Raw genomic sequence first — 12170 nt, 5'->3', positions numbered from 1 at the left:
GGGGCATGCCCATCAAGCACGGTACAGCCGGAAAGACTTTGCGCAACAAGCTTCTTGCCTTAGCGGTGATCCTCCTCGTCGTTGGGATCGGGGGATACCTCCTCATCCGGGTGCTCGTGCCTTTCCTTGCCCCGGCGGCTCCGCTGGTGGCCCTGTTCCTCGTCCTGCGGGTACTCAGCAGCAAAGAGATGGCCAAGGCCGTCCGGGCCGTAGGCAAGGGCTACGTCGGGGAGGTCACGGTCGGCAGGATCCTCGAGCAACTCCCCACCGGCTGGCGCGTCTTTCACGACCTGGACTTGGGTGGGGAGAACGTGGACCATTTAGTGATCGGACCCGCCGGGGTGTTCAACGTGGAGGTCAAGAACTACAGCGGCAAGGTGATCGCGACGCTGAAGGGGTTGTACAACAAGGGCAGACGCCAGGACGAGGTGGTCAAGCAGGCCTGGCGGCAGTCACACAAGCTCAAGGAGATTCTGGGGGTAGAAGTAAAGCCGATTCTGGTGCTCGTGAGCGATCAGCTCGAGGGGGACCGGGTCGGAAAACTCCCGGTCAAACGCCCTGAGGAACTGCTGCGCCATCTCTCGAGCCTGCCGAAGGTCTGGGAGTATGGCGACTTCATCGCTACGGTCAAGAAGGCCGAAGGGTTGGTCAAGTGACGCTCCGGCAAATCTCCTCGAGCCCCACCCCGAGCTCGAGGCAGGGTAGCTCGAGAACGTCGCTTCCCTCGAGGGCTTCGTAGCGCCAGGTGCTGTCTTTCAAGAACTCATACCAGATTCGGTCAGTTCGTTCCCGAATGGGAACGCCGCCCCGCCTTGGCGGGGCGGCCGACCGAAGGGATACGCTTGCTTCGCCGACCGTCAGGGAGGGGTGTGCTCTAGGATTCAAAAAGATGGCCTCTGAAGGTTTTTGGTTTTGGTGATTATCTTTTTGAATCCGGTATCATGGCATACCTGCGAGTGCTCCTCAAAAGCGGCTTGCCGGACGGGATTCTGGTGGGCCATGGCTCGAGTAAGCGCAGATGGACGGCTTGCCGACTTGGTTAGACTGGGAAACAGGAGCGTGAGCATGAGCAAAGTTGCCATCATCGGCGCTGGGTTGGTCGGAGCTACTACCGCTCACACCCTGGCGCTACGGGGGTCGTGCGAGGAAATCGTCCTGCTGGACGTTGATCAGGACAAAGCTCAAGCCCAGGCTGCCGACGTGGCCGCGGCGGCCACGCTCAACCGAGGGGTGCGGGTCTATAGCGGAAGCTACGCCCAGGTGCGGGGGGCCGATGTGGTGCTGTTGGCAGCGGGGTTGCGGCAGAAGGGGGGTCTGAGCCGTACCGAGCTGATCGCCAGCAATACCCTCATCTTCCGCGAGGTGATGCCGCAGCTGCTCGAGGCCGCTCCCCAGGCGGTAATCCTGGTGGCGACACAGCCGGTCGATCCCATGACCGAGTACGTCTACCGCCTGCTAGAAGGGCGCGAGGTCAGCCGGGTGTTGGGGGTGGGGACGGTGCTCGAGACCATGCAGCTCAGGGCGGCGGTGGCGGCGCACCTTGGAATTGCGCCCGAGCACGTCCACGGCTACGTGGTCGGGGAGGAGGGCGACTCGGCGCTGGTGGCGTGGTCGAACCTCAACGTCGCAGGGCTGCCGGTGACCGAGTTCGCCGAGCAGCGCGGGGTGCCCTGGACCACCCGTGACCAGGCCGCGATCACCGACCGCGTGCAGCGCTCCAACCGGCGGGTGGTGGAGGGTAAGGGAGCCATCTCCTATGGGGTCGGGGCGGCCATTACGCGGGTGGTGGAAGCCATCCTGCGCGACGCCCAGACCGTGCTCACCGTCAGCGCCCGAAGCCCCGAATACGGCGTTTCCCTCTCCCTGCCGCGTATCGTGGGGGCCAGAGGCGTGATCGAGACCCTGGACCTACCCTACTCGCACGAGGAGCGCTTCCGGCTCGAGGTGCTGGTCAACAGCCTGAAGGGCATCTTCGAGCGCATTTAGCGCTCTTCCAAGACTCCCTGGCGCAGCAGCGCAGGCACCATGGGCTCACCCACCCGCAGCAGGGCGTAGCTCCCCAGCCTGCGGGCGGTGAGCCTGAGTTTGCGCAGGTGGGCCTCGAGGGCGCTCTGGTAGGCGGCGACCTCGGCAGGGCCGATCTCGAGCCTCTCTTCGGTCTCCACGTCGTGGAGTAGGGCCTCTTGGGGCTGGGGAGAGAGCTCCTCGGGGGCCAACACCTGCACCAGGACCACGTGCTTGAGCTTGTTCAACAGGCGCACCCAGTCCAGCTCGTCGAGCCCGTCGGTGATCAGCACGGTTGTCCCTTTGGGCCGGGGAACCCCAAGGACCACTCTAGGTCCCTCCGCCACAGCCTTGGCCCCACCCCGATAGCGTCCCTGCCCCCACAGGAAGGCTCCTTCGGCTCTGGAGAGCCCGGCCAGCAGGTGCAGCACACGCTCGGCATAGGGGGCCTTGCCGAAGAGGGCCATGCTGGGCGAGCCGTCGAGCAAGAAGGTGAAGCGGGCGGGAAGCTCGACCTGGAAGACGCGGGTGTACAGCCGCCCGCTGCGCCCGTAAGCCCGCCAGTCGATGAAGCGGGGCTCGTCGCCAGGGGTGTAGCCACGCAACTCGTAAAACTCCAGGCCCCTTCCGGGGCGGGGCCGGGTGCGCTCGCCCGCGTAGGGCTGGGTGGGCTGGGTGCGGATGCGGTAGCGGGTCATCGTAGGTAGGACTTTCACCTCGGCATCGTCCTGCGGAGTAGGTCTTGCAGCACCGCCTCCACGGTGACGCCTTCGAATTGGGCCTCCTCGCTCAGCAGCAGGCGGTGCGAGAGGGCCGGGCGCATGGCCTGGCGCAGGTCCTCCCAGTCCAGGTGAGCCCGGCCCGCCAGGTAGGCCAGGGCGCGGGCCAGGGCCAGCCAGGCCTTGGCCCCACGCGGGGAGAGCGGCATCCGCAGGCGCTTGTCCTCGAGGGTCAGCTGTCCGGCGTTGGCAATGGCCTCCAGGGCGGGCTGGCTTACTACGACCTGGCCTAGCTCCTGGCGGGCTTGCAGCAGGTCCAGACCCTCCACCGCCACTGGCTGGGCGGGCTCCTCGCTCAGGATGCGCAGCCAGACCGTTCTGGGTGGGGCTTCTACTGTAATCTTGCTCATGAAGCGGTCAAGCTGGGCTTCGGGTAAGGGGTAGGTGCCCTCGAGCTCGAGTGGATTCTGCGTAGCCAGCACGATGAAGGGCTCGGGCAGAGCGTGGCGCTCTCCGCCCACCGTCACCCCACGCTCCTGCATGGCCTCCAGCAAGGCCGACTGGGTCTTGGGGGTGGCCCGGTTGATCTCGTCGGCCAGCACCACCTGGGCGAAGAGCGGCCCGGGGCGGAAGACGAACTGGCCGTCCTCGAGCACCTCGGTGCCGGTCACGTCGGCGGGCAGTAGGTCTGGGGTGAACTGGATGCGGCGGTAGGAGAGGCCCGAGGCCTGGGCGAACGAGCGGGCCAGCAGGGTCTTGCCCAGACCGGGGAGGCCCTCGAGCAGGGCGTGGCCGCCGGCCACCGCCGTGGCCAGGAGCTCGCGAATCACGCGCTCCTGTCCGAAGAGCACGCCACAGAGGGAGGCCTCGAGCCGGGTGAGTGCGGGGCGCGACATGTCTGGACTATAGCGGTGGATGGGGTATCGGGGGTAGACCGGATTTGGGTAGAGTGTTTAGGTTGTGCTTACTGTGCCCCTTCAGGACGATTTCTACAGCCGCGCCCTACGCGACTCTCGGGCGGTACTCGCGCCCATGGCCGGCTACACCGATGCGCCCTTCCGCAAGCTAGCCCTCGAGCACGGCGCGGGCTGGGTGGTGAGCGAGATGGTGCTGGCACGGGGTTTCCTGGCTGGGGAGCGCCGCTCGCTCGAGCTGGGTGCCCCCTACCCCGGCGAGGAGCGGTTGGTGCTCCAGCTTTTCGGCCACGATCCCGACGTGCTGCGCGATGCGGCAGCCAAGGCCGAGGCCGAATTCGCCCCGGTAGCCCTGGACCTCAACATAGGCTGTCCCGCACCCAAAATGGCGGGTCGAGGTGGGGCCTGCCTACTTCAGACGCCGGAGCTGGCCTTTGACCTGGTGCGGGCCATGCGCCAGGGCACCAGCCTGCCGGTGAGTGCCAAGATCCGGTTGGGCTGGGACTGCGACCGCAGCCTCGAGATCGCCCAGGGGCTCGAGGCTGCCGGGGTCAGCCTGATCACCATTCACGGACGTACCAGCCAGCAGCGCTACGCAGGCGAGGCTGATTGGGAGGCCATCGCCCGCGTGGCTCAGGCGGTGCGCGTCCCGGTCATCGGCAGCGGCGACGTGACCACCCCCGAGCAGTACTTCGAGCGCCTGAAGCTGGGCGTAGCCGGGGTGATGATTGGGCGGGGCGCGGTGGGCAACCCCTGGATCTTCGCCCAGATCGCTGGGAAGTCCCCACCCTCCGAGAGCGAGCGTGCTCAAACAGCCCTGCGCCACGCCCAGCTCAACGTGCAGTGGTACGGGGAACACTCCGGGATACGCCAGATGCGCAAGGTGTTGCCCCGCTACTTTCCCTCGAGACCCGAGCTTCACTCCGTGCTCAAGCGGGCTAGCACCTTGCAGGAACTCGAGGGTATACTCGCGAGCCTGTGCCCCTTGACCCCGACCTGCCAAGCCCCCACAATCCTCTAGGGGATGCTGGTCCTGGGCATAGACACCTCCTGTGACGACACCGGTGTGGGTCTGGTGCGCGACGGGCGGGTCGTGGCCAATAAGGTGGCTTCGCAGACCCTGCTGCACCAGCAGTATGGTGGGGTGGTGCCGGAGCTGGCCTCGAGGGAGCACACCCAGGTCATCGACGGGCTGCTCGAGCAAGCCCTGACCGAGGCGGGGATTGGCCTCCGGGACCTCGATCTGATCGCGGCCACCCGAGGCCCCGGTCTGATCGGTGCCCTGCTGGTGGGCTATACCTACGCCAAGGGGCTGGCCCTGGCGCTGAAGAGACCCTTCGTAGGGGTGCACCACCTCGAGGGCCACCTCTACGCCGCGCTGGCCGAGCATCCTGAGGTCGAGCCGCCCTTCTTGGCCCTCATCGCCTCGGGTGGACACAGCCACCTCTTTCGCGTCACGGCCTGGGGCCAGTACGAGCTGCTGGGCGCCACCATGGACGACGCCGCCGGGGAGGCCTTCGACAAGGTGGCCCGCCTGCTGGGGTTGGGCTACCCCGGTGGGCCGGAGATCGAGAAATTGGCGGCTCAGGGTGATCCCGAGGCGGTGCCCTTCAGCGTGCCGTTGCAAGGGCACAGTCAGTACGCCTTCAGCTTCTCGGGGCTCAAAACCGCCGCGTTGCGGGCCGCCGAGAAGGGCTTCGACAGGGCCGACATCGCCGCCGGCTTCCAGCGGGTCGTGGTCGAGCACCTGGCTGCGGTGGTGCTGCGCGCAGCGCGGGACACCGGCCTCCAGACCCTGCTGGTCACGGGGGGAGTGGCGCAGAACCGGGCTTTGCGGGAGCGGCTCGAGCACGCGGGCCTGAAGCTCCTGTTCCCGCCTAGGGGCATGGCCACCGACAACGGCGCCATGATCGCCCTGGCCGCCTGGCGGCGCTGGGATGGCCGGGGGGACGCCCTGAGCCTGCCGGCGGCCGCATATTTGCCGCTGGCGTGATGATGCCGACGGCTCGAGGCCACCCAAATCCTCATCTTGCCGGGTTAGAATCGTGAACGGTTATGTTGGGCCTCATCAATAAGCTCTTCGACAACAACGAGCGGCATATCGCTCGTTACTGGAAAACCGTGGTCGCGCCGGTCAACGCCCTCGAGCCCGAGGTGCAGAAGATCGAAGACCTGGCCGCGGCCTATGCCGAGCTGCGCCAGCGCTATGAGAACGGGGAATCCCTCGAGGACTTGCTCCCGATGGCCTTCGCCCTGACCCGCGAATCCAGCCGACGCTATCTGGGACTACGCCACTATGACGTGCAGCTTATCGGTGGGGCCGCGTTGCACGAGGGCAAGATTGCGGAGATGCGCACGGGCGAGGGCAAGACCCTGGTGGCTACCCTCGCGGTCGCGCTCAACGCCATCGCCGGCAAGGGCGTGCACCTGGTCACGGTCAACGACTACCTGGCCCGCCGCGACGCGGAGTGGATGGGGCCGGTGTACCGTGGCCTGGGCCTCAGCGTGGGCATCATCCAGCACAACTCTACCCCCGAGCAGCGCCAGGCGGCCTACCGCTCCGACGTGACCTACGTGACCAACTCGGAGCTGGGCTTCGACTACCTGCGCGACAACATGGTCGTGCAGCCTGAGTTCTTGGTGCTGCGCCACGACACCCCGCTGCACTACGCCATCATCGACGAGGTAGACTCCATCCTCATCGACGAGGCCCGTACCCCGCTCATCATCAGCGGTCCCGCCGAGAAGGCCACCGACCTCTACTACCGCATGGCCGAGATCGCCAAGAAGCTCGAGCGCGGTGAGAAGGCCGAGCCCGGTGTGCGCAAGGAGCCCACCGGCGACTACACCATCGACGAGAAGCAAAAGTCGGTACACCTCACCGTGCAGGGCATCGCCAAGGCCGAGAAGCTGCTGGGTGTGGAGGGGCTGTTCAACACCGAGAACATGGAGAAGGCCCACATGCTCACCCAGGCGCTGCGGGCCAAGGAGCTTTACCACGTTGACCGCGACTACATCATCCAGGACGGCCAGGTGATCATCGTCGATGAGTTCACCGGTCGCCTGATGCCCGGACGGCGCTATGGCGAGGGGCTGCACCAGGCCATTGAGGCCAAAGAGGGCGTCAAGATCGAGCGCGAGAACCAGACGCTGGCCACCATCACCTACCAGAACTTCTTCCGCCTCTACGAAAAGGTCGCGGGCATGACCGGCACTGCCAAGACCGAGGAGAAGGAGTTCCAGGAGATCTACGGGATGGACGTGCGTACCATCCCCACCAATAAGAAGGTCATTCGCGAGGACAACCCCGACGTGGTCTACCGCTCCGAGCGGGGCAAGTTCTTCGCCGTGGTCGAGGAGATCGCCGAGAAGTACGAGAAGGGTCAGCCGGTGTTGGTGGGCACCATCTCCGTCGAGAAGTCCGAGCGCCTGTCGGCGATGCTCAAGGAGCCGCGCCACTACCTGGCCCAGCTCGAGTTCCGCACTCAGCTCTTCCTCAAGGCCGCCGAGAAGCAGAGCGGGGGGCAGTGGGAGCAGATCAAGAGCCTCCTGGCCCGCCCGGCCCAGCTCAAGGAGGCCGACCTCGAGCCCTACGACCCGGCCATCCCCCCCAAGGGCAACCTCCGCACCGCCTGGGAGGCGCTCAAGCGCTCGGTGCACACCCTCGAGCTCATCCGCAAGGGCATCCCGCACCAGGTTTTGAACGCCAAGTACCACGAACGCGAATCGGAGATCGTGGCCCAGGCCGGGCGCAGCAAGACCGTGACCATCTCGACCAACATGGCCGGGCGCGGTACCGACATCAAGCTCGGCGGTAACGCCGAGTACCTGGCGGCGGCCCTGCTGCAAAAGGAAGGCTTCGACCGCTACGAGTGGAAGGTCGAGCTCTTCATCAAGAAGCTGGTTCAAGGTGAGGAAGACGAAGCCCGGCGGTTGGGCTCCGAGCTCGGCGTGCGCCCCGAGATCATGGAGGAGATCCGCCGCCTGCGCGACACCTGTGCCGCCGACGAGGTGAGGGTGAAGGAACTGGGCGGCTTGCACATCATCGGCACCGAGCGCCACGAGTCGCGCCGCATCGACAACCAGTTGCGGGGGCGCGCGGGCCGCCAGGGTGACCCCGGCTCCTCGCGCTTCTACGTCTCCTTCGACGACGACCTCATGCGCCTGTTCGCCTCCGAGCGCATCATCGCCATGCTCGACCGCATGGGCTTTGACGACAGCGAGCCCATCGTCAACAACATGGTCACTGCCTCCATCGAGCGGGCCCAGAAGCGTGTGGAGGACCGCAACTTCGGCATTCGCAAGCAGCTGCTGCAGTTCGACGACGTGATGGCCCGCCAGCGCGAGGTGGTCTACGCCCAGCGTCGCACCATCCTCCTGGGCAAGGACGAGGAGGTGCGTGAAGCGGCCCAGGCCATGATCGAAGACAGCGTGGCGGCGGCGGCTGAACTGCACCTCAACCCCCAGGTACATCCCGAGGACTGGGACCTCAGCGCCCTCAAGGGCGCCATGACCGATTTCGTGCCGGGCCTCGAGCACTACGACTACGAGTCGCTGCGCTCGCTCAAGGCCGACGAAGGCGTGGAAAAGCTCATCGAGGCGGCACTTGCCGAGTACGCCAGGCGCGAGGCCGAGCTCTCGCCCCAGATCATGCGGGCGGTGGAGCGCTTCGTGATTTTGCAGGTGGTGGACAACTTCTGGAAGGAGCACCTGCACAACCTCGACGTGCTGCGCCAGGGCATCGGGTTGCGCGGCTACGGTCAGAAAGACCCCTTCCAGGAGTACAAGTTTGAAGCCACCAAGCTCTTCAACGAGATGATCGCCACCATCAAGAGCGAGGTCACCAAGTTCCTCTTCCGCCTCAAGGTCGAACTCGAGCCCACCCCCCGGCAGCAGGCCATCCCAGCTCCCGTGGTGGAGGCCAGCCCCGCCCCCAGCGTCTTCGGCCAGCCCCAGCCCGACCCCTTCACCGTCCGCCGCGAGAAGCCCGCCCACAACCCCAACACCTCGGGCCTGAGCCGGGCCGAGCGCCGCAAGCTCGAGCGCGAGGAGAGGAAGAAGCATAAGAAGTAGGACGTACGGCCTGAGTAGCACGATCTCCATGCGCTTTCCCTGGCTCGCCGCTCACGAGGTCAACCGTTATACCCAGCCCCTTCCGGGCCTCGAGCGCCCGGTGCGGGTGGCCCACCTCTCCGACCTGCACATCGGCTACTACATCGACTCGAGGATCGTCAGGCGCTGGGTCGAGACCACCGTGGCGCACCAACCCGATCTGATCGTCATCAGCGGCGACCTCACCGACACCCACCGCGCCGAGTGGATCCGGCCCGCCGTGGCTGAGCTGGCCGGGCTGAGAGCCCCACTGGGCACCTGGGCGGTGTGGGGCAATCACGACTACCGGCTGCGGCGCTACAAGTCCCGCGATCTCTCCGACCTCCAGGGGTGGCTCGAGCAGGCCGGGGTGCGACTGCTCAACAACGCCGGGGTTCAGGTGCGCAATGACCTTTACCTGGCCGGAGTGGACGACCTCTGGCACGGCCAGCCCGACGTTGAGCGAGCCCTACGGGAACACGTTGGGGGGGCAGTGTTACTGCTGTGCCACAATCCCGATTACTTCTTCGAGATACCCGCGAAGGTGGGCCTGACGCTGGTGGGGCACACCCACGGCGGGCAGATCAAGCTGCCCATCATCGGGCCCGTCAGCACCTCCTCGAGGTATGGCAAGCGCTTCGCGGAGGGCTGGTTTGAAAGTCCGGTGAAAGGCTTCGTCTCGCGGGGCCTGGGTGTTTCCACGGTGCCCATCCGCTTCCGGGCCAAGGCCGAAATCGTCATCCACGAGCTGCACCCGGGGGAAAGCAGGAAGCAAAACAACCACCTCCCTGGCACACTCGAAGCTGGCCAGGGAGGGCGGTTGTAGGTCAGGCTTCGACCGTGACGTTCTCGAGGTTGAGGTTGGAGTAGACGTTCTGGGTGTCGTCGAGGTCTTCGAGCGCTTCGATCATGCGCAGCACCTTCTCGGCGTCTTCCTGAGCCAGCGCCATGGTGTTCTGCGGAACCATGGTGATCTGCACATCCTCCGGCTTGAAGCCCCGCTCCTTGAGCCCACTGGCGATGGTGTAGACCTCCTGGGGATCGGTGTAGACCTCCAATCCCTCCTCGCTCTCCTGCAAGTCCAAAGCCCCCAGTTCGATGGCGGCCTCCTGCGCGGCTTCGGTATTGGGCTCGAGCCAGATATAGCCCCGGCGCTCGAACTGCCAGGCCACCGCTCCGCTGGCCCCCAGGCTGCCCCCGTGCTTGCTGAAGACGTGGCGCACCTCGCTGGCGGTGCGGTTGCGGTTGTCGGTGAGGGCGTACACCAGCACCGCCACCCCGCCCGGCGCGTAGCCCTCGTACACCACCTCTTCGTAGTTGGACCCCTCCTCCTCGCCGCCCTGTAAGCGCTTGAGTAGGCGCTCGATGTTGTCGTTGGGTACGTCGTCCATTTTGGCCGCTTCGATGAGGTTGCGAAGCTGGGCATTGGCCGCCGGATCGGCGCTACCCCCGGCCCTGGCCGCCGCCGCGATGGCCCGCAGGTACTTGCTGATTACTTTGCCGCGTTTGAGGTCGTTGGCGGCTTTCTTCCGCTTGATCTGAGCCCACTTGCTATGGCCTGCCATAAGTCACCGCTCTCCATTATAGGGTGGGCGGAGACGCGGGGCCTTAGGCCGCTGGTTACCCCACGAGCCGCTCGAAGCGCCCGATGCGCTCGATCAGCACGTCCATTCCCCCCTGCCAGAAGGCGGGATCCTCGAGGTCGAAGCCGAAGCGGGCGGCGAGTTCCCTGGCCGGATAGACCCCGACCGAGGCCAGCAGGTCCTCGTACTGGGGCAAGAAGTCGGGGCCGAGCTCGAGCTGCTTGCTGTAGAGGGCTAACCCAAAGAGCAGGCCGAAGGCGTAGGGGTAGTTGTAGAAGTCGATGCCGTAGTAGTGGCCCTTCACGGCCCACATGTAGGGGTGGTAGCTCGCCAGGCCGTCGCCGTAGGTGGCCTGCTGGGCCTCGAGCATCAGCGCGCAGAACTCGCTGGCCGACAGCTCGCGCTCCTTACGCCGCTCGAAGACCGCGCGCTCGAAGAGGAAGCGGGAGTGGATGTCCACGATCACCTGGGCGGCGTCCTGGAGGTTGCCCTCGAGCAGCGTGACCTGCTCGTCTGCGCTCGCCTTGCGCAAGGCGGCCTCGGTGACGATGGTCTCGTTCATGATGCTGGCGGTCTCGGCCAGGGTCATGGGGCCGCGCGCGAGCAGGGGAGGCTTGGAGCGCAGGCAGTGGTTGTGGTAGGCGTGGCCGAGCTCGTGGGCCATGGTGCCCACCCCGCCGAAGCTCTCCTCGTAGTTGGTGAAGATCAGGCTCTCGCCGCCGCCAAAGTGGGCGCAGTAGGCCCCCACCTGCTTGCCCTTGCGCGGCTCGGCGTCGATGCGACCCTCGGCGTACATGCGCCGGGCCACCTCGGCGTCGGCGGGGGAGAAGGAGGCCAGGTGCTCGATGATGAAGTCGCGGCCCGCCTCCCAGCTCCAGCGGCTATGGCCCTTGCCCACCGGGGCAAAGAGGTCCCACCAGTCTAAGCTCGCCTTCCCCAAGGCCCTGGCCTTGGCGCGGAAGTAGCGCCGCCAGTGGGGGAAGCTGGCCTCCATCACCTCCTGCATGGCTTCGAGCGCCCTGCGGGTGATGCGGTTGGCGAAGAGGGTGGGCTCGAGGTCGTCGGCCCAGCCGCGTTTGCGGTTTAGGGTGCTTTGCTGCCCCTTCCAGCCGTTGAGCGCGGCGGCCAGGGGGACCTGGTGGGCCCTCCAGGCCTCGAGCTCGGCCTCGTAGGCGGCCTTGCGGGTGGCCTCGTTAGGGTCGAAGGCCAACAGGCGGACGCTGGAGATGGGCAGCTCCTCACCCCGCACCCTCGCGGTGATCTGGCTCGAGACGTCGGAGTGCAACCGGGCAAAGGCGCTGCCGCCGGAGAGTGAGAGCTCGGCGGCCAGCACTTCCTCGGCCTCGCTCATGAGGTGCTGAGCCTGGACGCGGGCTTCTTCGATCAAGATGCGGTACTCCCCGGCCCTCACCACCTCGGGCTCGAGGGCGGCCAGCCAGGGTGTGAGCCTGGGCCGTAGCTTCTGCAGGCGCACCATCAGACCCCGGTAGAGCGAGTAGCGGGCCTGGGCCTCCTCGTTGGTGGAGTCGGTGGAGATGAGGGCGTGGAGGTAGGTGCTGATGCGGCTTTGTGAGAGGGTGATGGCGTTGAGCTGCTCGATGATGGCGGCAAAGGCCGCCGGATCGTCCTCGCGCATGGGGCGTGCGCCGATCTGGTAGCGCTCGAACAGGGCCTCGAGTTCGGCGATCTGCTGCTCGAGGCGGGTGTAGGCCTCCAGGAAGTCGGGGCTTTGCAGGCCCTTGAAGAGGGGCTCGAGGTTCCAGCGGGGGAGCTGAGCAGTTAGGTGCATGGCCTGAGTATACGCGGCGGGCAAGCGCTGCTGATGTCAGCAGCTCCGATGGTCATGGGTCATTCCCCTA

General features: G+C 66.3%; 10 protein-coding genes. 6 read left to right on the top strand and 4 right to left on the bottom strand.

Annotation, left to right across the window (positions count from 1 at the left end; all coding sequences use genetic code 11):
• Positions 1-5: 5 nt before the first annotated feature.
• The gene (locus B047_RS0108625) at positions 6-656 is read left to right on the top strand and encodes a nuclease-related domain-containing protein (RefSeq protein WP_018466561.1); all 651 of its coding nucleotides are present in this window, start codon (positions 6-8) and stop codon (positions 654-656) included.
• Positions 657-1065: 409 nt separating this feature from the next.
• On the top strand, positions 1066-1986 hold the full coding sequence (locus B047_RS0108615; protein WP_018466559.1) for a lactate/malate family dehydrogenase: 921 nt from the start codon (positions 1066-1068) through the stop codon (positions 1984-1986).
• Here the strand turns inward: B047_RS0108615 and B047_RS0108610 are convergent.
• Positions 1983-2702, bottom strand: a complete 720-nt coding sequence (locus B047_RS0108610; protein WP_018466558.1) for a DUF58 domain-containing protein — start codon at positions 2700-2702, stop codon at positions 1983-1985. The two genes, B047_RS0108615 and B047_RS0108610, sit on opposite strands and share 4 nt — an antisense overlap.
• 14 nt (positions 2703-2716) lie before the next feature.
• The gene (locus tag B047_RS0108605; protein WP_018466557.1) at positions 2717-3619 is read right to left on the bottom strand and encodes an AAA family ATPase; all 903 of its coding nucleotides are present in this window, start codon (positions 3617-3619) and stop codon (positions 2717-2719) included.
• A gap of 64 nt (positions 3620-3683) precedes the next feature.
• Here B047_RS0108605 and B047_RS0108600 point away from each other — a divergent pair, with 64 nt between their 5' ends.
• From B047_RS0108600 to B047_RS0108585, 4 genes are all read left to right on the top strand, one after another.
• Entirely contained in the window at positions 3684-4658 is a 975-nt protein-coding gene (locus tag B047_RS0108600) for a tRNA dihydrouridine synthase (protein WP_211209140.1), read from the top strand.
• A gap of 3 nt (positions 4659-4661) precedes the next feature.
• Positions 4662-5630: a tRNA (adenosine(37)-N6)-threonylcarbamoyltransferase complex transferase subunit TsaD gene (gene tsaD / locus B047_RS0108595; protein WP_018466555.1), complete on the top strand. Its 969-nt coding sequence runs from the start codon at positions 4662-4664 to the stop codon at positions 5628-5630.
• A gap of 62 nt (positions 5631-5692) precedes the next feature.
• A complete protein-coding gene (gene secA / locus B047_RS0108590; RefSeq protein WP_018466554.1) occupies positions 5693-8710 on the top strand; it encodes a preprotein translocase subunit SecA in 3018 nt (1005 codons plus the stop codon).
• Positions 8711-8738: 28 nt separating this feature from the next.
• Entirely contained in the window at positions 8739-9554 is an 816-nt protein-coding gene (locus B047_RS0108585) for a metallophosphoesterase (RefSeq protein WP_018466553.1), read from the top strand.
• 1 nt (position 9555) lies between these two features.
• Here the strand turns inward: B047_RS0108585 and B047_RS0108580 are convergent, their stop codons facing one another.
• Both B047_RS0108580 and B047_RS0108575 read right to left on the bottom strand, forming a co-directional pair.
• Positions 9556-10293, bottom strand: a complete 738-nt coding sequence (locus B047_RS0108580) for a YebC/PmpR family DNA-binding transcriptional regulator (protein ID WP_018466552.1) — start codon at positions 10291-10293, stop codon at positions 9556-9558.
• Positions 10294-10348: 55 nt separating this feature from the next.
• A complete protein-coding gene (locus tag B047_RS0108575) occupies positions 10349-12100 on the bottom strand; it encodes a M3 family oligoendopeptidase (protein ID WP_018466551.1) in 1752 nt (583 codons plus the stop codon).
• Positions 12101-12170: the final 70 nt, after the last annotated feature.

Origin of the sequence: Calidithermus timidus DSM 17022, assembly GCF_000373205.1 — a bacterium.
Classification (GTDB): Bacteria; Deinococcota; Deinococci; order Deinococcales; family Thermaceae; genus Calidithermus; species Calidithermus timidus.
The sequence above is the reverse complement of the archived record's forward strand: the minus strand, read 5'-3'. Positions and strand labels throughout refer to the sequence as shown.

Coding starts and splice junctions, on each gene's coding strand:
- B047_RS0108610 (WP_018466558.1), bottom strand. CDS start 2,702: ATGACCCGCTACCGCATCCGCACCCAGCCCACCCAGCCCTACGCGGGC.
- B047_RS0108625 (WP_018466561.1), top strand. CDS start 6: ATGCCCATCAAGCACGGTACAGCCGGAAAGACTTTGCGCAACAAGCTT.
- B047_RS0108575 (WP_018466551.1), bottom strand. CDS start 12,100: ATGCACCTAACTGCTCAGCTCCCCCGCTGGAACCTCGAGCCCCTCTTC.
- B047_RS0108585 (WP_018466553.1), top strand. CDS start 8,739: ATGCGCTTTCCCTGGCTCGCCGCTCACGAGGTCAACCGTTATACCCAG.
- secA (WP_018466554.1), top strand. CDS start 5,693: ATGTTGGGCCTCATCAATAAGCTCTTCGACAACAACGAGCGGCATATC.
- B047_RS0108605 (WP_018466557.1), bottom strand. CDS start 3,619: ATGTCGCGCCCCGCACTCACCCGGCTCGAGGCCTCCCTCTGTGGCGTG.
- tsaD (WP_018466555.1), top strand. CDS start 4,662: ATGCTGGTCCTGGGCATAGACACCTCCTGTGACGACACCGGTGTGGGT.
- B047_RS0108615 (WP_018466559.1), top strand. CDS start 1,066: ATGAGCAAAGTTGCCATCATCGGCGCTGGGTTGGTCGGAGCTACTACC.
- B047_RS0108580 (WP_018466552.1), bottom strand. CDS start 10,293: ATGGCAGGCCATAGCAAGTGGGCTCAGATCAAGCGGAAGAAAGCCGCC.